Here is a 20486-nt window from a genome sequence, read left to right on the forward strand (position 1 = left end):
GCTATTCGCCATCCTCAGCCGGCGATCTGATACTGCCGCACCGGATGGCGGATCATCGCATCGATATCGATGCCGTCGAGAATCCAGTGGAGCTGTTCTGTCGTCAGCACAACGACCGGCACCTCGCGGCGGGGCCATCTGAACTTGTCCTCGGTCAACCGCTTCAGGATCAGCACAAAGCCGGACCGGTCGAAGAACAAAAGCTTCACCCGGTCACGACGGCGATTGCAAAAGGCAAAAACCGCAGGAGCAAAGGGATCCAGCGCCATCGTCTCCTGGACCAGGACAGCAAGGCTGTTGATGCCGGCCCGAAAGTCGATCGGCTCGCGATGCAGGTAAACCTTGAGATCAGCGCCAAGTCTGAACATGACCCAGCGCTCCGATGATTGCCGTCAATGCATCTACGTCACCGCATTCCAACGTCAGCTTCACGCCGTTCGGCAGTGACGCGCTCACCTTCGCTGGAGAGGGCAGCGGCCGGTTCCTCTCTGCTTTCCGAGGCAGCTCTTCACCAAACTCAAACTCGTCGCTGGCCGCGGTGATTTGCACCGGAATAAAAGACGATGTCGAAGACGGCGGCGACGCAAGGGGCTGGGTATGCTTCCGCATCCACTTCCAAACGAGGTTCGCGTTGACCCCGTGTTCGCGCGCGAGTTTCGATACCGATGCGCCAGGTTCAAGGCAGGCCGCAATAAGGCGGTCTTTCGAACTTTGATCGAAACGGCGTCTCCCATTCCGACCGACCAGCCGCACGGCAAGTTTTTGACCTTCTTCCATCACTTGGTGTCCACCTATTTTGGTGGACACCTCATGCCAAAGCTCACTCAATTGCAGAAGGTGCGGGGAAAATCGCGCTTACGATTCCACCATCCCACGTCCTTATGTCGGCCAGGAGATCTCGAAGGTCGTCAATTCCATTTTCGGTCAGGCCTTTTGTGCCATCTTCACTGCCATCGCGGACATATACCAATTCGCCCTCGGCGATATTGTCCGAGTTGGCGGTGACTTCCTCGAGTAGTTCAAGGTTCTCGCCGATCATGCTGGCGACTTCTTTGAGCGTGTAGATGAACCTCGAGCGTGCCATCACGCAGCCTCGCATCGGTCTTTCGCCGGCACCCACTGCCACGGCAGCAATTCCTGGAGCCGATCCTTGGGATGGCTCTGGATCCGGGTCAGGACGTCTGTGAGATAGATCTCCGGATTGTGGCCATGGAGTTTGGCAGTCTCAATGATGGTCAGGATATTAGCGATGCGCTCACCGCCCTTGTCTGACCCGGCAAATAGCCAGTTTTTTCTTCCGATTCCAAGCGGCCTCATGGCGCGCTCGGCTATATTGTTGTCGATCTCAACACGGCCATCGTCGATGTAAACGCTCAACGCTGCCCACCGCGAGAGGGCATATCGCATCGCTTCAGCCAGCTTCTGCTTCTGTGGCAGCGTCGAAAGCGTAGCCTCGATCCAGACCTTCAGCTCTCCCAGTATGGGTTTGGCATGTTGTTGGCGCAGTTTGCGTCGCTCGTCGGCAGGCATGCCGCGGATGCGATCCTCGATATCGTAGAGCGCACCGATGCGCGACAGTGCCTCGTCGGCGATCGGAGATGGCTTCAGCTTGATCACATCGTGGAACTTGCGGCGCACATGCGCCATGCAGGCGGCCTCGACGATCTGGTTGCCGTAGAGCTTCTTGTAACCTCCATAGCCATCAGCATGCATCACGCCGCTGAAGTTTGCGAGATGGTCAGCCGGATGCACGCCCTTTCGGTCGGGGCTATAGTAGTATGCGATTGCTCCGGGAGTGGGATCTTGATAACCGCTGCCATCGAAGACATAGACCCAAACCCTGCCAGTTTTTGTCTTTCCTCGCCCAGGGTCGAGAACATCGACCGGGGTATCGTCTGTATGTATTCGGTCAAGCGCGGCGATGTGCGCCCTGATAGCCAAGACGAGCGGCGCAAGCAAAAACGACACGCGGCCAACCCAGTCCGCCATGACAGAGCGAGAGATGTCTATCCCCAGCCGGTCGTACATCTCGGATAGGCGGTAGAGAGGGATATGATCGTCGAATTTGGCGACCATGATATGGGCGAGCAATCCCGGTCCGGGCTTGCCGCGTTCGATGGGCAGGGTCGGCATCTCACCCGCTACCGTCGTGTCGCACTCCCTGCAGATCATGCGCTTTTCGACGTGGCGGACAATCTTGATGGACGCCGGCACGTGCTCCATCACCTGGACCACCTTGTCTGCTGCCTTCAGGAATGATGTGCCTCCGCACGTCGGACAATTGCAGGGCGCGGCATAGACCAGCTCTTCGGTGGGAAGACCATCGGGCAACGGTTTGCGCTTCGGCTTGTCCGGGGTGTCGTTCAACTCCGGCAAAGGAGCTTTCCCGGAGCGCATCTCAGCCTCGGCACGAGAGGCCTCGATCTCCTCCAGCATCAGTTCGAATTGTTCGATCTTCCGGTCGATCTTTTCCGAAGAAGCGCCATGCTGCCGATGGCGGAGCAGTTCCAGTTGCGCGCGCAGAAGCCCGATAATGGAGTCGCGCTTGATGACTTCGGCTTCCTGGCTCTCAAGTTTCGCCGCCTGTTCCGCGACGAGTGCACGCAAAACAGCTAGCTCGTCCTGACTGTTCAGCGGCGTTGTTTCCATACCCGCATACATAGCCGATTTGCGCCGGAAGTGCCAGCATTTTGCCCCGGATGTCCTTGCAAAATATAGCTTTTAACCAGTTCGTCCGGGAGCAGAAGTCCACGCAGGTCGGCGCCAATCGATCCCCTCAACAAGCATCGACAACTGAGCTTGCGTCAGATGCGCAACCCCATCTTTCGCCGTCGGCCAGGGAAAGTATCCGCGTTCCAAAATTTTGTAAAACAGGCAAAACCCTTGGCCATCCCACCATAAAAGCTTGATCCGATCAGCGCGTTTTCCGCGGAATCCGAAGATCGCGCCAGAACCCGGCGCTTCCTTGATGACTGTCTCGACCAACGCTGACAGACCATCAATGCCGCGCCGCATATCAGTCACCCCGCAAGCCAGATAAACCCGCACATTCCCCGACGGCCCGATCATGCCGCCTCCACACAAGCGACCAGTGACGATAGCACTTCGAGATCCATGTCCGCTGCAATTCTCAGTAAACGGCCATTCCTTAGGACGATCTCAACGTCTTTGCATCTCGACCGAGCACTGCTCCTCTTGGAACCGTCACTAACGCTCTCCGACGCTCCGATAAGCGATACCGGGATGAACGTCTGGGGAGATTCGGCTGGCAAGAGCTTCTTTCGCCAGGCGTAAATCTGCTGCGGAAGAACGTCGTGCCGGCGCGCGACATCCGAAACGGTGCCATCCGCGCTGAACGCTTCTTGCAATATCGAAAGCTTCAGTTCCGTCGACCAGCGACGTTGTCGCTCGGCACCCGTCAGAATCTCAACCTTGGCCATTCATACCCTGTTACGTCACAAATGAATCATCTGTGTCGTAACTTGCGCCAATCCCGCACCTAACCAAAATCCGATCACCGGACGCTCACGGAGGTTCTCACGACGCGGCGTGGTCGACGTGAGGTCAATCGGCAATGGCCGGACGAGGTCAAGGCGAGGATCGTTTCGGAGAGCTTGCGACCGGGCGTGACGGTGAATGAAGTCGCGGAACGCCACGGGTTGAAGGCCAACCATTTGTCTTCCTGGCGAACGATGGCGCGAGAAGGCAAGCTAGTTCTACCCGAGCCGGAAGATGCCATCGAGTTCGCGGCCATGGTTGTCGAGACGCCCGCTCCAGAGCTTCCAACTCCCAAAGCCGCCTCCCGCGCCGAGATCGTCGTAGGTACGGTCACCATCCGTCTTGAAGAAGGTGCGTCTGCCGCCCGGATCGCCGCCATCGCGCGTGCCCTGGCGGTGGTGACATGATCTTTCCATCGACTTGGGCAATCAATCCCAAGCAAGTCTGGAACTCTGTACTCGAAGGCGGTGGCGAAGCAATCGAGAAAACTGAACGCCATCTGCGAAGTTATTCCATGCCTCCCGATCTTCCGTAGCAAAGTTTGTCTGTGAGAACGTCAAGACTAGCGACTGAAGGGACCGGCCTCCAAGCAGTGATTTGGAAACGCCTTCAGAAAGCCTCTTGCCGCCCGTCCCCAGTTCCAACTCCGATCGGGTTGACAACATAAAAGAAGTGTTACGGGCGAATGCGCCGGAAAAGTGTTACGGTTGGCAAAATTGCCTGCCAACGAACTAACTGATTTTGTTGATAAAAGTGATATTGGCTGGGGAACCTGGACTCGAACCAAGATTAACGGAGTCAGAGTCCGTCGTTCTACCATTGAACTATTCCCCAGCAGATGCCGCCGAAGCATGGCTTGGCTGCTGTGCGGCGCTTATAACCAAAAGCGGGCGGATTGCAAATACCCGTTTTGAAAAAATTCAGGGCTCCTGCGGACGAGGCGAAACCATCCGCAAATCCCCGTCCAAAAAAGAATTTGGCGATTTCGGCGGGCGCTGATATTCTTGCCGCAACGCAAAAATCGAATGAGCGCCTGCTGCATACCTCAGGACTTGCGCGGCGCAATGGAAAAAACAACGTGGAAGACCCCGAAGGCGGCGCAAAGCCGCAATTTGACGGGGCGTCGGCGGCAGGGCGCAAGGACGGCAAAAAGTCCAGGCGCCGCAAGGGCAAGCGTGGCGGGCAATCCCGCAACGCGGCTCATCCCGCTTCGCATGAGCTTTCCGGCAATGCCGGGCAGTCTGCGCGCCCGATGGAAGATGCGGCCGGTAATCCGGCCCGCAAGCGCAAGCGTCGCCGCCGTGGCGGCCAGGGCGCTACGCAGGACGGTTCATCTCACCCCCAAGCGATGGAACAGGCGGGAGCGGCGAGCAATGTTGTCCGCTCAGAAGGCGAGCCGGCGCCGACCCGGCGCAACCGCCGCAAACATCGCGGCAAGCGCGGCCTTCAGGGCCGGCCGCTGACGACGGCAAAACCTTCCGCTCCGCAGCCGGAAAGCCGCGCCGAAGAGACGGTGCAGCGCGCCGAGCCGCGCGAGGCGCAAAATAGCGCAAATGCCGGCCGCAAGGGCCGCCAGGATAGCCATATCAATTCCGGTTTTCAGGGAGATCGCCAGGCCGGCGACTATACTTGGCCGGACGAACTCTATGCCGCTCTCGACCTCGGCACCAACAATTGCCGTCTGCTGATCGCCCAGCCGACCCGCCCGGGGCAATTCCGGGTGGTCGACGCCTTTTCCCGCATCGTGCGCCTTGGTGAAGGCCTGGCGGCCAGTGGCCGTCTGTCCGACGAGGCAATGGAAAGGGCGATCGAAGCGCTGAGGATCTGCGCGTCCAAGCTCAGAAACCGCGAGATCCGCCGCATGCGGCTGATCGCCACCGAAGCCTGCCGCCAGGCGGTCAATGGCGAGGAATTCCTCAGCCGGGTCGTTGCCGAAACCGGCCTTGCGCTGGAGATCATCGATCGCGAGACCGAAGCGCGGCTCGCCGTCTCGGGCTGCTCCTCGCTGGTCGGGCGCGAGACCCGTTCCGTCGTGCTCTTCGATATCGGCGGCGGTTCGTCGGAGATCGCCGTCATCCGCATCGGCGACAATCGTTTCAGCCGACTTGCCAATCACATCACCCACTGGACCTCGCTGCCGGTCGGCGTCGTGACGCTGTCGGAGCGTCATGGCGGGCGCGACGTCACGCCGGAAGCGTTCGAAGGCATGGTGCGGGAAGTCGGCGGCATGCTCGAAGGCTTCGATTGCCCGGAGATCGAGGTCGCCCAGACCGGCGACTTCCATCTGATCGGCACATCGGGCACGGTGACGACGCTTGCCGGCGTCCATCTCGATCTGCCGCGTTATGACCGGCGTAAGGTCGATGGCATCTGGCTGTCCGACGACGAGGTCTCCGCCATGCAGGCAAAACTGCTCTCCTGGAATTTCGAAAGCCGCGCCGCCAATCCCTGCATCGGGCCGGATCGGGCCGATCTGGTGCTCGCCGGCTGCGCCATCCTCGAGGCGATCCGTCGCCGCTGGCCGAGCCCGCGCATGCGCGTCGCCGATCGCGGCTTGAGGGAAGGCCTGCTCACCGACATGATGGCCGATGACGGCGTGTGGCGGCGCAACCGCAACCGCCGCGGCCAGCGAGCCAGATAAGGAAAAGGCATGACCAAGGCACCGATCGCGGGAAACCGCACCGGCCGCAAGCTCGGCCAGCGCGTCAAGAACAAGAAGATGAAGGCTTCCTCGCGCCAATGGCTGCAGCGCCACATCAACGATCCCTATGTGCAGCGCGCCCAGCTGGAGGGCTATCGTGCCCGCGCCGCCTTCAAGCTGCTGGAGATCGATGAAAAGCACCATATCCTGCGCGGCGCCAAGCGCATCATCGATCTCGGTGCCGCCCCCGGCAGCTGGTCGCAAATCGCCGCCAAGGTTACCGGCTCGACCGATGAGGATATCCGTGTGGCGGCAATCGATTTCCTTGAAATGACCCAGCTGCCAGGTGTGAAGATCCTGCAGCTCGATTTCCTCGATCCGACTGCGCCGGAAAAGCTCTTGGAAGCCGTCGGCGGCACGCCCGATCTCGTCATCTCCGATATGGCGGCACCCACCACCGGCCACCACCGCACCGACCATCTGCGCACCATGCATCTCTGCGAAGTCGCTGCGCATTTCGCCGTCGAAGTGCTCGGGGAGGGAGGACATTTCCTCACCAAGACCTTCCAGGGCGGCACCGAGCGAGAGCTGCTCGCCATGCTGAAGCAGAACTTCCGCCAGGTCGTTCATGTCAAGCCGAACGCGTCGCGCGCCGAATCGGTCGAGATGTTCCTGCTCGCCAAGGGGTTCAAGGGCCGCAAGGCCGAAGGTGACGCTGAGAAAGCTTGATCTTGGGCCGGCCCCGTCCGATGATGGTGGTTTCAAGAGCTGAACTGCTGATCCCATGCTTCTTTACATCACGATCGGAACCAACGACCTTTATCGCGCAGGACAGTTTTACGATGCCGTGCTGCCTCTGCTCGGCTATCGCCGCCAGCATTATTCGGAAGAGGAAATCGGTTATTCCGCCGAAAGCGATACGCGCTGCCGCTTCTGGGTGGTGACGCCCTTCAATCGCCGCCGGGCGACATCAGGCAACGGCGCCATGGTCGCGCTCGCGGCCGAAACCCGGGCTGATGTCGATGCCTTCCATGCAGCGGCAATTGCCGCAGGCGGCGTCGATGAAGGCGGGCCGGGCCTGCGCTCCTACCACGCCAATTTCTATGCCGCTTATGTGCGCGATCTCGACGGCAACAAGATCTCTGCCGTCTGCGAAAACCCGGAATAAGACGACAGCGCCCGCGCGTCTTTTCCGACGCAAAGGGCGTAGCACCTTGGGCCTATTTCACCACCGGCTGCTCGGCTTCAACAGTCGACGCCATCACCATCTTCGAGCGGTGGCCGGAAACGAGCGCGCCGGCATTGCGGTCCATTCTGATGAAGGGAATGGTGGCGATGACGGTCAATCCGGCGATGATATAGAAGGCAAGGTGGAAATCGGCGACCTGCAGCGCTTCGCCCCTGATATAGATCGAGCTTTCCAGGATCGCGGCGGCGACCGCGACACCGAGCGCCAGGCTGACCTGCTGCATCACCGAGCTCATCGAAGTCGCCTGGCTGGCTTGCGCATCGTCGATATCGGCAAAGGCAAGCGCATTGACGCCGGTGAACATGAAGGAGCGGGAGAAGCCGCCGATCAGCAGCACGCCGATAATGACCAGATGCGGCGTTGCCGGCGTGAACAGGCCGGTAACGATGGTCACCAGCGTCGTCACCATAGCGGCGCCGAGCAGCGTCGTGCGGAAGCCTATGGCGGCGAAGACACGCTTTGCCATGAACTTGGTGGTGATCGCCCCGATCGCACCGGCAAAGGTGATCAGGCCGGATTGGAACGGCGTCAGCCCGAAGCCGAGCTGCAGCATCAACGGCGTCAGGAAGGGCATGGCGCCGACGCAAATTCGAAAGAGGTTGCCCCCCGTGGTCGAGACCCGGAAGGTCGGATTCTTGAACAGGTCGAGGTTGAGGATTGGCGCCGGGTGGCGCTTCGCATGGCCGATATAGAGGTAGCCGCAGGCAAGGCCGATTGCGGTGGCGGTAATGCCGATGATCGGCGGCAGGGCCGGCAGGCTGACGACCGACAGACCGAAAACGACGCCCGCGGCCGACAGCGAGGTCAGCACGAAACCGGTAAAATCAAGCTTCGGCGGCGCCGTCGCTTCCACCTCGGGCAGGAAGATCGTCGCCAGCCAGATGCCGATGATGCCGACCGGCACGTTGATCAGGAAGATCCAGTGCCAGCTGAAATAGGTGGTGATGAAGCCGCCGAGCGGCGGGCCGGTGAGCGGGCCGACAAGGGCCGGGATGGTCAGCAGCGCCATGGCCGAGACCAGGTCGCTGCGCTTCGTCGTTCGCACCAGCACCAGGCGGCCGACCGGCGTCATCATCGCCCCGCCCATACCCTGCAGGAAGCGGGCAAACACGAATTCGACAAGGTTGGACGAGATGGCGCAGAAGATCGAGCCGATGACGAAGACTGATATGGCAAGGCGAAAGATGTTCTTGGCGCCGAACCGGTCCGCCATCCAGCCGCTGACCGGGATGAACACCGCAAGCGCCACCATATAGGAGGTCAGCGCCAGCTTCAGCGTGATAGGCCCGACATTGAGATCCGCTGCGATCGCCGGCAGCGCCGTGGCAATGACGGTGGAGTCCATCTGTTCCATGAAAAGAGCGACGGCAAGAATCAGCGGGACGATGCGGTTCATAGGCGGGAGGCCTTGATGGGCTGCGGATGGGAGCTGCGAAGGCCCGTGCTGTTTAGTCCCACTTCCGGGGCCTGCCAATCCCTCAATCGGCCTCGACGACACCTTTGCTTCACGTCTGCGTGAAACGGCTTGTCCGACAACGTCGTGTGGCAAGATTGAGATATGTCTATTCCGTCGGCAGAACGAATCCGGCCGGAATCGACATCGGGGGCCGTGCGGCGACGCACCGCACGTCATGGAAGGATGGACATATGGCAATTTCGTCGGGAATAAAGCGGCGCACCCTTTTTGCCGCAGGTCTCGGCCTGCTCGCGGCGCCGGTTATTTTAAGAGAGAAGGCCGAAGCGGCCGCGACTGGAGAAAGCAACAAAATGGATTTAACGCCCTTGCCCGAGATCAATCAATTCAAGCTCGGTTCCTATAAGTTCACCGTCGTCCGCGATGGCACCAATGTCTCCGAAAAACCCTATGAGACCTTCGGTACCAATCAGGCCCCGGAAACGGTAAAGGCGTTGCTGACCGAAAACTTCCTGCCGGCCGACAAGTTCGTGAACGGTTATACGCCGGCTCTCATCGATACCGGCTCGGATGTCATCCTCATCGATACCGGCTTTGGCGAGAGCGGCCGCGCGCGGGGCGCCGGCCAGCTTGCCCAGGGACTGAAGGCCGCAGGCTATTCGGCGGACGACGTCACCCTGGTGGCGCTGACCCATCTGCACGGCGATCATATCGGCGGCCTGACGGAAAACGGCGCGGCTGCCTTCAAAAATGCCCGCTATGTCGTCGGCCAGTCCGAATATGATTTCTGGTCGAACAAGGCGCGCGAGGGCACGCCGGCCGAAGGCGGACATAAGGCGGTGCTTGCCAATGTCGCGCCGCTTGCTGAAAAGACTACCTTCATCAAGGACGGTGACAGCATCGCGCCCGGCATGACGGCAATGCTGGCGGCCGGCCACTCGCCGGGGCATATGGTCTTCCACGTCGAATCCGAGGGCAAACGCCTGGTGCTGACCGGTGATACGGCCAATCACTATATCCTGTCGCTGCTTCGCCCGGATTGGGAAGTGCGCTTCGACATGGACAAGGCGCAGGCAGCCGCCACCCGCCGCAAGGTCTTCGACATGATCGCCAGCGAGAAGATCGCCTTCCTCGGCTACCACATGCCGTTCCCAGCGGTCGGTTTTGCCGAGAAGCAGGATGGCGGCTATCGCTTCGTTCCGAAGACCTATCAGTTCGACATCTGATATGAAGCCGTTCCAGCAAAACTGCGCAGCGGTTTGCGTCCGGAATGCGTGAAAACAAAGAGATAGAGCATCTCCGTGAGGTGGAGAAATCACGGGATGCTTTAGACGCATGGCACCCATGACGAGCCCGGCGGACACGTCGGGCTTTTTGCTATTTCCTTCCTGTCATAGACGTGTTACCAGCCCTCGCCAACTTCCAAGCAATCCCATGCACACCGCCGGGGCGGACGATTCGTTTCCGGGCGGGCTCGCATTTTTATTAAATGAAGGAATTTGGCCATGGCACGCATCATTGAAACGGCAACCGGCGCGGACGCGCTTACCTTCGACGACGTGCTGCTGCAGCCCGGCCACTCCGAGGTCATGCCCGGCCAGACGAACATTGCCACCCGCATCGCCCGGGACTTCGAGCTCAACATCCCGATCCTCTCTTCGGCCATGGATACCGTCACCGAAAGCCGCTTGGCGATCGCCATGGCCCAGGCCGGCGGCCTCGGCGTCATCCACCGCAACCTGACGCCGATCGAGCAGGCCGAAGAGGTCCGCCAGGTAAAGAAGTTCGAAAGCGGCATGGTCGTCAATCCGGTGACCATTGGTCCGGATGCGAAGCTCGCCGAGGCGCTGGGCCTGATGAAATCGCACGGCATTTCCGGCATTCCCGTCGTCGAAAAGTCGGGCCGCCTCGTCGGTATCCTGACCAACCGCGACGTCCGCTTCGCCTCCGATCCGGAGCAGAAGATCCACGAGCTGATGACCAAGGATAACCTGGTCACCGTCAAGGAGAGCGTCGATCAGCAGGAGGCCAAGCGCCTGCTGCATTCGCATCGCATCGAGAAGCTGCTGGTCGTCGATACCGAAGGCCGCTGCGTCGGCCTCATCACCGTCAAGGACATCGAGAAGTCGCAGCTGAACCCGAACGCCTCCAAGGATGCACAGGGCAGGCTTCGCGCCGCTGCCGCCATCAGCGTCGGTGATGACGGCTTCGAGCGCGCCGAACGGCTGATCGACGCCGGCGTTGACCTCTTGGTCGTCGATACCGCCCACGGCCATTCGCAGCGCGTCCTCGATGCCGTCACCCGGGTGAAGAAGCTTTCCAACTCGGTGCGCATCATGGCCGGTAACGTCGCCACCTATGACGGCACCCGGGCGCTGATCGATGCGGGGGCGGATGCCGTCAAGGTCGGCATCGGTCCGGGCTCCATCTGCACGACGCGCATCGTTGCCGGCGTCGGCGTTCCGCAGCTCGCCGCCATCATGTCGGCGGTTCAGGCAGCACAGGCTCAGGACGTGCCCGTCATCGCCGATGGCGGCATCAAATTCTCCGGCGATCTTGCCAAGGCGATTGCCGCCGGCGCCTCCGCCGTCATGATCGGCTCGCTGCTGGCCGGCACCGATGAGAGCCCGGGCGAGGTCTATCTCTACCAGGGCCGTTCCTTCAAGGCCTATCGCGGCATGGGCTCCGTCGGCGCCATGGCCCGCGGCTCGGCCGACCGTTATTTCCAGGCCGAAGTGCGGGACACGCTGAAGCTCGTTCCTGAGGGCATCGAGGGCCAGGTGCCGTACAAGGGACCGGTTTCGGCCGTCGTCCACCAGCTCGCCGGCGGTCTCAAGGCGGCCATGGGTTATGTCGGCGGCAAGGACCTCAAGGATTTCCAGGAGCGGGCGACCTTCGTGCGCATCTCCGGCGCCGGCCTTCGCGAAAGCCACGCCCATGACGTGACGATCACCCGCGAGAGCCCGAACTATCCGGGCGCCGGCCTCTGATCATGAAATCGGGCAGCGCAATTCCCCTTTGGATCGTCGCGCTGCTCGCAGCCCTCTGCCTGGCCGTGCTCGCCTGGACGACCCTCGGCTTCGTCGTGCCCTTCAAGCACGAAACCGGGCAGGCGGTGCTCGATACCTATTTCGCCGGTTATGACGAAGCTGATGTCTTCCGCATGCAGAAGCTGCTCGATGAGAACGAGACGGCGAGCAAACTGCTGCGCGCCATGTATTTCGGGCCGGAACTGATTTTTCCGGCATTGCTGACGGCGCTGCTGTTCTTCGTCTTCGTCGCGCTCGGTCCCGTCGGCTCGTGGTTCGGCCGATCGGTGCATCCGCTCGTCGCCAAGGCGATCTACCTGCTACCGTTCACCTACGGCATCGCCGACTACGCCGAGAACATCTCGAGCCTGATCGCCTTCGGCGACGGTGCGTCCACAAGTCTTGCAACGCATCTGCTGCCGTGGATGACACGGCTGAAATTCGCAAGCCTCGCCATCTGCTTCATCGTCATCGCCCGGCTTGCCATCGCCCGCTGGCTCTTGCCGCGCGGGGACTGAATGGGACCGTTCAGCCGTTCCATCGCCATGATGGGTTGGAAAGCCGCGCAACCATGAAATCGGACAACACCTCCACCTTCGCCGGCCGAGTGCGGGCCGAGGGCGTGACGAAATAGAGCGCACCGCTCGGCAGTTTCCAATCGCTGAGGATGGCTTTCAGCCGGCCATCGGCGAGATATTCATGCGCCATGAACTCAGGCAGTTCGACGATTCCTAGGCCGCGGAGCGCCATCGGGATCAGCGCCTGCGAATTGGTGGCGCGCAACGGCCCCGTCGGCACGACCGTTTCTTCCTCGCCGGCCTCGTTGTGCAAATGCCAGACATCCTGCCGCGGCCGATAGGCATAGCCCAGGCAATGGTGGGCGCTGAGCTCGCCTGGATGTACTGGTGTCCCGTGTTTCTCAAGGTAGGGGGGCGCTGCGAGGATGAAGCGGGCGACCGGCGTCAGCCGCCGTGCCACCAGCGAGGAATCCTGCAGAACGGCGATCCTCAGCGCTGCATCGAAACCATCTCCCACCAGATCGACGGCGGCATCGCTCATATGCAGGTCGATGGAAATATCCGGATAAAGCTCGAAAAAGTCCGGGAGGATCGGCGCCAGCCAGCGTGTGCCGAAGGCCATCGGCACGGCAAGCCGGATCATCCCGCGCGGACTGCTGGAAAGCTCGCGCGCCGCATCCTCCGCCGCCTCCGCCTCCGCATAGAGCCGTGAGGCACTGTCGACCAGCCGCAAGCCGAAATCGGTCAGCGCCAGCTGCCGTGACGTGCGGTTGAAGAGCCGTGCGCCGAGCCTCTCCTCCAGCCGGCCGACGGCGCGCGAAACGGTCGGCACCGAAACACCAAGTGTCTTGGCGGCGCGGGCGAAAGAACGCTCCTCTGCCACCTTTGCAAACATTCCGAGGCCTTCAAAATCGGGAAATTTCGTCATTTCATTCTTGCAACGATGGCTTTCATTTCTTTCTATTCCGAAACAATCCCCGCGTCCATATCTCAGCCTCGGTCGAACAACAGGAGACGACAATGACACAGAGACTGAATGGAAAGATCGCGGTCATCACCGGCGCCACATCCGGCATTGGCCTTGCCACCGCCAAACGTTTTTCTGCGGAGGGCGCGCAGCTCTTCGTGACCGGTCGCCGCAAAGATGTCCTCGACGCCGCGGTCGCCGAAATCGGTGGCAATGTCACAGGCATCCAGGCGGACTCGGCAAAGCTTGCCGACCTCGACCGGCTCTATGAGCTCGTGAAGGCGCAAGTCGGCCGGATCGACGTGCTCTTCGTCAATGCCGGCGGCGGTTCCATGCTGCCGCTCGGCGAAATTACCGAGGAGCAGTACGACGATACCTTCAACCGCAATGTGAAGGGCGTGCTCTTCACCGTACAGAAAGCGCTGCCGCTGCTCGCCCGGGGTTCATCCGTGATCTTGACGGGCTCGACGGCCGGCTCGACCGGCACGCCTGCCTTCAGTGTCTACGCTGCGTCGAAAGCTGCGCTCAGAAACTTTGCCCGCAACTGGATCCTCGATCTCAAGGATCGCGGCATCCGCATCAACACGCTGAGCCCCGGCCCGACAGAGACGACCGGTCTTGTCGAACTCGCCGGTAAGGACAAGGCACAGCAGCAGGGTCTGCTCGACTATCTCGCAACACAGGTGCCGATGGGCCGCGTCGGCCGCGCTGAGGAAATCGCCGCCGCCGCACTCTTCCTCGCCTCGGACGATTCGAGCTTCATCACCGGCACCGAGCTCTTCGCCGATGGCGGATCTGCCCAGGTCTGAAATGTCCTTGTGACTCGCCGTCGCATGACGGCGGGTCACTGCCGCCGCCGCTGGTATCCGGCTCTCCTTTCGGCTACTGCTCGCAACGAATGCCGAAGCGGAAAAGGACTCAAGGCGCCCATATGACCGGTTATCAAATCTTCTGGCCACTCCTCGCCCATGTGGCCCTGGTCTATGGTCTTTATATGCTTCTGGGCATGCGGCGCGGGAAAATGGTCCGCGCCGGCAAGATCGGGAAATCGGATTATCGCGAAAATCGTGACGAGCCGGCGACAAGCCTCGTCGTCAAAAACTGCCTCGCCAATCAGTTCGAACTGCCTGTGCTCTTCTACGCCTGCTCTATTCTTCTCTATGTTGCCGAGGCTGACAATCTCCCGGCCGTCGTCCTCGCCTGGCTCTTCGTCGCCCTGCGTTACGCCCATGCCGCCGTACATGTCACCAGCAATGATCTGCGCTACCGCAGCCCGCTCTTCGCCGCCGGTTATCTCACGCTCGCCGCCATGTGGATCTGGCTCGCAGCATGGATGGCAATGAGCTGAGGCCGAGCACTCGGGCTCGTCCGGCGTCCTGGCGGGCAGTATCTTCACTTGCCCCGGCAGCGGCATGGATCTCTCTTCTCGACCCAAGAATTTTACAACTATTTCAGGTCTTTCGGATGCTGGTCAATTAGGATGATATGATCTAGGTGCCTGATTTCAAACGCATTTGCCGGTCGTTAAAATGCGGGCGTTTTCATTTACGACTGATGAAGACCTGCAATGTCATACCCGCCCGACGCGCCGATTTGGCATTATGCCTGCCCGCGCGAACGATAAGAACGGGAACGACATGGGCGTGGAAAGCATGGATCGGATCGGCTTGCGCAGGAAGCCGAAGCAGGAGCGCAGTATCCAGAGGCTGGACCTCATTCTCGCCGCCGCCGCCAAGATCATTGCGGAAAAAGGCGTCAGCGCCATGCGGATGACGGAGCTTGCCGTCGCCGCCAAAGTGCCGATCGGCTCGGTTTACCAGTATTTCCCCGAAAAGGCGGCGATCGTCAAAGCCTTGTTCGACCAGCACGCCGCGGCGATCCAAGAAAAGACGGCGGCGATGTTCGCCGACGTTCAGACGCTCGACCAGGCGCTCGACCGCGTCTGCGACATCATCGACTGGTATTACGAGTCCTACCACGATGATCCCGTCTATCTCGGCGTCTGGATGGGAACGGAGACGGACCAGGATCTGCTTCAGCTGAATATCGAGCACAGCGGCCGCATTGCCGGCATCTTTCATGAGGCCGTGCGTCGGCTGGCGCCCCACCTTTGCGACGAAGAGATGTATGCGCGCACTTATCTGTTCAGCCACTTGATCGGCGCCGTCATCCGGCTTGCCGCCGTCAGCGAGAAAGCCCTGGCGCGGCGCATGCTCGATGAGTGGAAACGCGTCATCCGCGCTTCTCTTTTCGCCGCGACCGCTCAGCGCGCAGCCTGATGACTTCTTACCAGCTCGGCACCATATTGGCGGCCTTCAGCCGCGGATAAAGGCGCGCCTGCGCGGATTTGACATCAGCCTCCAGCGTGTCGTCGACGACGGCAGGCGTGATATTGTCGAGGCAGGCGGTGATATGCGCCGTGATCGCGTTCATCAGCGAGAGCGAAACGCCCGGCCGCTTCATGATGCCGATCTGCACCGGCGGCAGCGCCGGAAAGCCGTCCGCCTGGCTGAGCACCTTCATGCCGGTGCGCAGTGCCGATTCCGGCATGACCGAAACAGCCATGCCGGCAAGCACGGCAGCGGCAACGACGGTGCAGGACCAACTGGTGAACAAGATCTGGTGTTCGCGTCCGACAGCATCGAGCGCCGAGCAGGCAAGCTGACGCCACTGGCAATCGCGCCGGCCAACGGCAAGCGGCACCGGCGCGTCGTCGCGGATCGGATGGTTGGCCGAACCCACCCAGCAGAGCGGTTCGGTTCTCACCACGTCGGACATGCGCTCGCGCGGATTGTGGGTGACGAGCGCGATGTCGAGCTCGCCCTTGTGCATGCGCTCGGCAAGATCGACCGAGGGTTCGCAGACGATGTAGAGCTCGACATTCGGATGCGTCTTGGCGAAGCGGCCGATGATCTCGGGCATGTAGCGGTCGGCATAATCGTCCGGCGTGCCGATGCGCAGCGTGCCCTCCAGCCTGTTGTCGTCGAAGGCCGCGATCGCCTCATTGTTGAGGCGGATGATCCGCCGGGCGTAATTGAGCAATTTTTCGCCCTCGACCGTCAGCCGGTTGCCGCGTCCATCCTTGATGAACAACTGCTTGCCGATGCGCTCCTCGAGACGGCGCATCTGCATGGAGACGGCCGATTGGGTCTTGTAGACCCTGTCGGCGGCCTTGGTGAAGCTGCCGGAATCGACGATGGCGATGAAAGTCTGCAACTGGTCGAGATCAAGAGGCGCGGCCATGGTGTCACCCATAAAGATAGCTGATGATAATCATTAGAAACATTCGTTGGACTGATCAATAGCTCTTTGGCATCTTCGGGATGCAAATCAAAGCAAAGTGAAGGACAGACACCCTGCCTGTCCAAGCGGAATTCAGCTTGCTCCCTCCCGCACGACCTCGCGGGTGGGGTGGGTTGCTTTGCGCGCAGATCTGAAACGTTACAGCGCCCTTTATCCGTCTGAAAGACGCGCGGCGCTGTACAGAAAGGAGAGTTCAATGCGCATGACAGACCAGACACTCGAACTCGATTGCGACAAGCCGACCCCGACGTTTTCCCAGCGTCTGGCGGCAGGTCTCGCACCGTTGGCCTCTCTCTTTCGCGTGTTCCGCAATCGCATGGAGATCAACGCGCTGCATGATCTGAACGACACGCAGCTGAGGGATATCGGCCTCACCAGGGCCGATCTGACTTCCGCGTTCCTGGCGTCGACCTTTTTCGAGGACCCGTCGGAACATCTGACGCGTTCGGCGCGCAATCGCTGGCGCCTGTCGCTCTTCCGCTCCTACGCGGAGTAGGAGCGTCGAGTTTCCCCGCAGGGTGATAGCCAATAGCCCTGCCGCTTGACCCGGTGATCGGCTTTTCCCAAAGCCATCTCCGGGTTTTTTTATGCCTTGGTTTCAGGCGGCTTCGGTCGGTAGGTTTCGAAGATCGCTTCCAGGTTCCTCTGGTAGGTCTTCTGCACTTCCAGCCCGCTGTCGAACATGGCGTTCAGGATCTCGCCATAGCTGTCGGCCGCGACCTTCGCCTCTTCCTTCGGGGCCTCGGGCGTCTTGGCAGCCGGTTGCTTGGCCGCCGGCTGTTGCCCAAGCCCGGCCATCATCTCCTGGAAGGCCTTGGCGAAGGGATTGTCGAGGAAGGGGTTCGGCTGAGGTGCCGGTTCGGTTTTCGGCACCGAAAACATCTGCTGCATCGCCTGCGTAAAGGGATTGTCGAAGATACTGGGCTGCGCGGCCTTCGGTTTCGGCGCGAAGCCGGTGCTCTCCAGCCATTGCTGGATGGTCTCGGCCATCGCCGTATTGACGAAGGGGTTGACCGGCGACGCCATCTGGCCGGTCGTCTGTTTGAAGAGCCCGCCCATCAGCGTATCGGCCAGCACCGGCAGCATCCGCTTGTAGATATCCTGGCCGATGCCTGTCATCTGTGCCGCCTGGGCGGCGACTGCGCGCGAAACCTCCTTGGAGCCGAAAAGCTGGGCAAGGATATTGTTGCCGTCGGAAATGCCCTCGGGGGTGAAAGCCCGGCTCATATCCTCGAAATAACGCGCATAATTGCCGGAGGAGACGGCCTGCATCAGCCCGACGAAATCATAAGGGTTGCTGGTACTGCGCTTCAGGCCGGCGGAGAAGGCCGGCATCAGCGCCGCCATCGCCTTGGTCGCTTGTTCCTGCGCCAGGTTGAACTGCCGGGCGATCGCCTCCATCGCCGCGCCGTTCTGCGCCTGCATCATCATGTCGAAGAGTGGCAGCATGGAGGTCCCTTTCCCCGAGTCGTGACGCTGGTAACGCCACTATATCCGGAAATGGTAATGTGCAAACGGCTTTTTGCCATAAGAACTTAAACCAATTCCAGCGAAAGTGCCGGGCGGTTTTCCGGCCTGGAGAAAAACCCTGGACAGGCTCAGTACTGATAATCCTCGAAGACCGGCTCGACGGAGCCGTTCCAGCGGCCGTGATAGAGCGACAGCAGATCCTCGGCGAGCGTCGCCTTCTTGGCGAGCACCTCGTCGAGCGGCGCCAGGAAGATGCTTTCGTCCTGGCCTTCGCGGTTGAGCCTGCCGCGCGCTTTGAGGCCGGCCCTCGATATGCCGACCACCTCGCGCGCCACGTCGAGCAGCGCATGTCCGCGAAACTCGGCCTTCAACCCCTCTGCCGGAACGGCATTGCGCAGGGCGCCGACCTCTGCGAAGGTCCAGTCCTTCGTCAGTTCGTCGGCGGCCTGAAGGGCCGCGTCGTCGTAGAGCAGGCCGACCCAGAAGGCCGGCAGCGCACAGATACGCCGCCACGGGCCGCCGTCGGCGCCGCGCATTTCGAGGAAACGCTTCATCCGCACGTCCGGGAAAAGCGTCGACAGATGGTTCGTCCAGTCGCCCATCGTCGGCGCCGGATCGGCGACCTCGCCTTTCAATGCACCATTCATGAACTGCCGGAAGGTGACATGGGTACAGTCGTGGTAGCGTCCGTCCCGGACAATGAAATACATCGGCACGTCGAGCGCCCATTCGGCATAGTCGCGGAAGCCGAAATTGTCGCGGAAGGTGAAGTCGAGCAGGCCTGAGCGGCGGTTGTCGACATCGCGCCAGATATCGCCGCGCCAAGAGAGCAGCCCGTTCGGCTTGCCCTCGGTGAAGGGTGAGGATGCAAACAGCGCGGTCGCCAGCGATTGCAGTTTCATCGAGACGCGCATCTTCTGGCGCATGTCGGCTTCTGAGGAGAAGTCGAGATTCACCTGGATCGTGCAGGTGCGGTACATCATGTCGAGACCCTTGGTGCCGACCTTCGGCATGTAGCGGGTCATGATCTCGTAGCGCGATTTCGGCATTTGCGGGGTCTCCGCATAGGTCCATTTCGGGCTGCCGCCGATGCCGAGGAAGCGGATGCCCATCGGCTCGGCGATGTCGCGCACCGTCGCCAGGTGCTGGTTCGATTCCCTGCAGGTTTCGTGGAGCGTTTCCAGCGGTGCGCCCGACAGTTCGAACTGGCCGCCGGGCTCGATCGAGATCGCGCCCATGCCGCTCTGTTCGGCGAGGCCGATGATATTGCCGCCGTCGATGATCGGCTCCCAGCCGCTTTTTGCCTGCAAGCCGGTCAGCAGGGCCGAAATGCTGGCATCGCCGAAATAGGGAACCGGGCTGTTGTCGGCGCGGAAGAAGGCGAATTTCTCGTGTTCTGTGCCGATCCGGAAGCGCTCCCGCGGCTTGTTGCCGGCGGCGATGTAATCGGTCAGATCCTGGACCGAAGAGAGCGGTGTCTGGTCGGTGGTGTCGCGGGCCATGCGGGGTACCTGTATTCGAAAAAGGCGCCCAGGGGGCCGGGCAGTTGAAAGGCTGATTAGGACCCAAGCCGCGTATGTTGCAAGTGAAATTCTTTCAACGACGCATCAAAAAAATAGCAGCAATTTCCATGTCCACCCGTTTTCGCCGTCAGCGCCAGTCGCCGATCGCCGCCTGGACCACCGCCAGCGCCGCAACGGCTGCGGTATCGGCCCTGAGGATGCGCGGTCCGAGCGGAATGGCGGTGACGAAATCGAGGCTTCGAAGCCGTTCCCGCTCTTCTTCGGAAAAGCCGCCTTCCGGCCCGACGAGCAAGGCGAGGTGCCTTTCCCTTATCTCAGACAGCACCGGCAGCGGGTTTTGCCCGACGTCACCCTCGTCGCAATAGATGATGCGGCGCTCTTTCGGCCAGCGGTCGAGCAGGTCGAGAAGCCGCACCGGCTCGGCGACATCGGGAATGCCGAGAACGCCGCATTGCTCCGCCGCCTCGACGACATTGGCGCGCAGCTTGTCCAAATTGGTGATTTTGCCCTGAACGTGCTGGGTCATGACCGGCTGTAGCAGGCCGGCTCCCATTTCGACCGCCTTCTGCACGAGGTAATCCATGCGGCCGACCTTGAGCGGTGCAAAGAGATAATGCAGGTCGCAGGGCGCGGGCTGCGGCCGCGTCTCTTCGATTGCCGTCAGCTGAATGCGTTTGCGCGTGGGGAAGGTGAGGGCCGCCTTCCACTCGCCATCGCGGCCGTTGAAGAGCAGGATCTCCCCACCTTCTTCCATCCGCAGCACATTGGCGAGATAGTTGAACTGGTCGGCATTCGCCTCGAGGGCGGCACCGAGCGAAAGCGGCGCGTCGACGAAAAGCCGTTGCATGCGGAAATTGGCGCGCATTTAAAACTC

22 protein-coding genes, 1 tRNA gene and 1 pseudogene are annotated in these 20486 nt (G+C 61.1%); 11 read left to right on the forward strand and 13 right to left on the reverse strand.

Features of this window, described 5'->3' with window-relative positions:
- Nucleotides 1–14: 14 nt before the first annotated feature.
- From tnpB (RLEG4DRAFT_RS36800) to tnpA (RLEG4DRAFT_RS36825), 6 genes are all read right to left on the reverse strand, one after another.
- Entirely contained in the window at nucleotides 15–368 is a 354-nt protein-coding gene (gene tnpB, locus RLEG4DRAFT_RS36800; RefSeq protein WP_003584440.1) for an IS66 family insertion sequence element accessory protein TnpB, read from the reverse strand.
- On the reverse strand, nucleotides 349–780 hold the full coding sequence (tnpA, locus tag RLEG4DRAFT_RS36805; protein ID WP_103671231.1) for an IS66-like element accessory protein TnpA: 432 nt from the start codon (nucleotides 778–780) through the stop codon (nucleotides 349–351). The genes tnpB (RLEG4DRAFT_RS36800) and tnpA (RLEG4DRAFT_RS36805) overlap by 20 nt, the downstream gene beginning before the upstream one ends.
- 40 nt (nucleotides 781–820) lie before the next feature.
- Nucleotides 821–1084, reverse strand: a complete 264-nt coding sequence (locus tag RLEG4DRAFT_RS36810) for a hypothetical protein (protein WP_003584444.1) — start codon at nucleotides 1082–1084, stop codon at nucleotides 821–823.
- Nucleotides 1084–2649 carry an IS66 family transposase gene (gene tnpC / locus RLEG4DRAFT_RS36815; protein ID WP_037095047.1) on the reverse strand — a complete coding sequence of 522 codons (1566 nt, stop codon included), beginning with the start codon at nucleotides 2647–2649 and terminating at the stop codon, nucleotides 1084–1086. The genes RLEG4DRAFT_RS36810 and tnpC overlap by 1 nt, the downstream gene beginning before the upstream one ends.
- Nucleotides 2650–2721: 72 nt before the next feature.
- On the reverse strand, nucleotides 2722–3069 hold the full coding sequence (gene tnpB / locus RLEG4DRAFT_RS36820; RefSeq protein ID WP_003571489.1) for an IS66 family insertion sequence element accessory protein TnpB: 348 nt from the start codon (nucleotides 3067–3069) through the stop codon (nucleotides 2722–2724).
- On the reverse strand, nucleotides 3066–3440 hold the full coding sequence (gene tnpA / locus RLEG4DRAFT_RS36825) for an IS66-like element accessory protein TnpA (protein ID WP_003574552.1): 375 nt from the start codon (nucleotides 3438–3440) through the stop codon (nucleotides 3066–3068). The genes tnpB (RLEG4DRAFT_RS36820) and tnpA (RLEG4DRAFT_RS36825) overlap by 4 nt, the downstream gene beginning before the upstream one ends.
- Before the next feature lie 138 nt (nucleotides 3441–3578).
- Between tnpA (RLEG4DRAFT_RS36825) and tnpA (RLEG4DRAFT_RS36830) the strand changes: the two are divergent.
- A pseudogene (tnpA, locus tag RLEG4DRAFT_RS36830) lies at nucleotides 3579–3905 on the forward strand (IS66-like element accessory protein TnpA); the annotation flags it as partial.
- 353 nt (nucleotides 3906–4258) lie between these two features.
- On the opposite strand, the gene RLEG4DRAFT_RS36835 reads toward tnpA (RLEG4DRAFT_RS36830), so the two are convergent.
- Nucleotides 4259–4332: transfer RNA gene (locus RLEG4DRAFT_RS36835), tRNA-Gln, on the reverse strand.
- Nucleotides 4333–4576: 244 nt separating this feature from the next.
- On the opposite strand from RLEG4DRAFT_RS36835, the gene RLEG4DRAFT_RS36840 reads away from it, so the two are divergent.
- Genes RLEG4DRAFT_RS36840 through RLEG4DRAFT_RS36850 form a run of 3 tightly spaced genes read left to right on the forward strand, consistent with a single transcriptional unit; the run spans nucleotide 4577 to nucleotide 7307 of the window.
- Nucleotides 4577–6139, forward strand: coding sequence for a Ppx/GppA phosphatase family protein (locus RLEG4DRAFT_RS36840; RefSeq protein WP_003584448.1), 1563 nt, complete (start codon nucleotides 4577–4579; stop codon nucleotides 6137–6139).
- Between the two features lie 9 nt (nucleotides 6140–6148).
- On the forward strand, nucleotides 6149–6868 hold the full coding sequence (locus tag RLEG4DRAFT_RS36845; protein WP_003584450.1) for an RlmE family RNA methyltransferase: 720 nt from the start codon (nucleotides 6149–6151) through the stop codon (nucleotides 6866–6868).
- Nucleotides 6869–6923: 55 nt separating this feature from the next.
- Nucleotides 6924–7307 (forward strand): VOC family protein, encoded by a 384-nt coding sequence (locus RLEG4DRAFT_RS36850; protein ID WP_003584452.1) that lies wholly within the window; start codon nucleotides 6924–6926, stop codon nucleotides 7305–7307.
- 52 nt (nucleotides 7308–7359) lie between these two features.
- Here the strand turns inward: RLEG4DRAFT_RS36850 and RLEG4DRAFT_RS36855 are convergent, their stop codons facing one another.
- Nucleotides 7360–8784: a DHA2 family efflux MFS transporter permease subunit gene (locus tag RLEG4DRAFT_RS36855; protein ID WP_003584454.1), complete on the reverse strand. Its 1425-nt coding sequence runs from the start codon at nucleotides 8782–8784 to the stop codon at nucleotides 7360–7362.
- Between the two features lie 251 nt (nucleotides 8785–9035).
- Between RLEG4DRAFT_RS36855 and RLEG4DRAFT_RS36860 the strand changes: the two genes are divergently transcribed.
- The 3 genes from RLEG4DRAFT_RS36860 to RLEG4DRAFT_RS36870 all read left to right on the forward strand — a co-directional run bounded on the left by RLEG4DRAFT_RS36860 (nucleotide 9036) and on the right by RLEG4DRAFT_RS36870 (nucleotide 12349).
- Nucleotides 9036–10028 (forward strand): MBL fold metallo-hydrolase, encoded by a 993-nt coding sequence (locus tag RLEG4DRAFT_RS36860; protein WP_003584457.1) that lies wholly within the window; start codon nucleotides 9036–9038, stop codon nucleotides 10026–10028.
- 279 nt (nucleotides 10029–10307) lie between these two features.
- Nucleotides 10308–11792 (forward strand): IMP dehydrogenase, encoded by a 1485-nt coding sequence (guaB, locus tag RLEG4DRAFT_RS36865; protein ID WP_003584458.1) that lies wholly within the window; start codon nucleotides 10308–10310, stop codon nucleotides 11790–11792.
- Nucleotides 11793–11794: 2 nt separating this feature from the next.
- Nucleotides 11795–12349, forward strand: a complete 555-nt coding sequence (locus tag RLEG4DRAFT_RS36870) for a hypothetical protein (RefSeq protein ID WP_003584460.1) — start codon at nucleotides 11795–11797, stop codon at nucleotides 12347–12349.
- Between the two features lie 10 nt (nucleotides 12350–12359).
- On the opposite strand, the gene RLEG4DRAFT_RS36875 is transcribed toward RLEG4DRAFT_RS36870, so the two are convergent.
- Nucleotides 12360–13277, reverse strand: a complete 918-nt coding sequence (locus RLEG4DRAFT_RS36875) for a LysR family transcriptional regulator (protein ID WP_003584462.1) — start codon at nucleotides 13275–13277, stop codon at nucleotides 12360–12362.
- A 92-nt stretch (nucleotides 13278–13369) separates the two neighbouring features.
- On the opposite strand from RLEG4DRAFT_RS36875, the gene RLEG4DRAFT_RS36880 reads away from it, so the two are divergent.
- The 3 genes from RLEG4DRAFT_RS36880 (at nucleotide 13370) to RLEG4DRAFT_RS36890 (ending at nucleotide 15595) form a co-directional block, all read left to right on the forward strand.
- Complete coding sequence (locus tag RLEG4DRAFT_RS36880; RefSeq protein ID WP_003584463.1) at nucleotides 13370–14125, forward strand: SDR family oxidoreductase; 756 nt, start codon at nucleotides 13370–13372, stop codon at nucleotides 14123–14125.
- 122 nt (nucleotides 14126–14247) lie between these two features.
- Nucleotides 14248–14664 (forward strand): MAPEG family protein, encoded by a 417-nt coding sequence (locus RLEG4DRAFT_RS36885; protein ID WP_003584465.1) that lies wholly within the window; start codon nucleotides 14248–14250, stop codon nucleotides 14662–14664.
- Between the two features lie 289 nt (nucleotides 14665–14953).
- Entirely contained in the window at nucleotides 14954–15595 is a 642-nt protein-coding gene (locus tag RLEG4DRAFT_RS36890; protein ID WP_003584466.1) for a TetR family transcriptional regulator, read from the forward strand.
- Between the two features lie 7 nt (nucleotides 15596–15602).
- Here RLEG4DRAFT_RS36890 and RLEG4DRAFT_RS36895 read toward each other — a convergent pair whose 3' ends face one another.
- Entirely contained in the window at nucleotides 15603–16559 is a 957-nt protein-coding gene (locus tag RLEG4DRAFT_RS36895) for a LysR substrate-binding domain-containing protein (RefSeq protein WP_037095051.1), read from the reverse strand.
- A gap of 256 nt (nucleotides 16560–16815) precedes the next feature.
- Between RLEG4DRAFT_RS36895 and RLEG4DRAFT_RS36900 the strand changes: the two genes are divergently transcribed.
- The gene (locus RLEG4DRAFT_RS36900; RefSeq protein WP_003584468.1) at nucleotides 16816–17115 is read left to right on the forward strand and encodes a DUF1127 domain-containing protein; all 300 of its coding nucleotides are present in this window, start codon (nucleotides 16816–16818) and stop codon (nucleotides 17113–17115) included.
- Between the two features lie 89 nt (nucleotides 17116–17204).
- Here RLEG4DRAFT_RS36900 and RLEG4DRAFT_RS36905 read toward each other — a convergent pair whose 3' ends face one another.
- From RLEG4DRAFT_RS36905 to RLEG4DRAFT_RS36915, 3 genes are all read right to left on the reverse strand, one after another.
- Nucleotides 17205–18068 (reverse strand): DUF937 domain-containing protein, encoded by an 864-nt coding sequence (locus RLEG4DRAFT_RS36905; RefSeq protein ID WP_003584469.1) that lies wholly within the window; start codon nucleotides 18066–18068, stop codon nucleotides 17205–17207.
- 149 nt (nucleotides 18069–18217) lie between these two features.
- Nucleotides 18218–19591 (reverse strand): glutamate--cysteine ligase, encoded by a 1374-nt coding sequence (locus tag RLEG4DRAFT_RS36910; protein ID WP_003584471.1) that lies wholly within the window; start codon nucleotides 19589–19591, stop codon nucleotides 18218–18220.
- A 148-nt stretch (nucleotides 19592–19739) separates the two neighbouring features.
- Nucleotides 19740–20477 carry a 16S rRNA (uracil(1498)-N(3))-methyltransferase gene (locus RLEG4DRAFT_RS36915; RefSeq protein WP_003584473.1) on the reverse strand — a complete coding sequence of 246 codons (738 nt, stop codon included), beginning with the start codon at nucleotides 20475–20477 and terminating at the stop codon, nucleotides 19740–19742.
- Nucleotides 20478–20486: the final 9 nt, after the last annotated feature.

The organism is Rhizobium leguminosarum bv. trifolii WSM2297 (assembly GCF_000271845.1).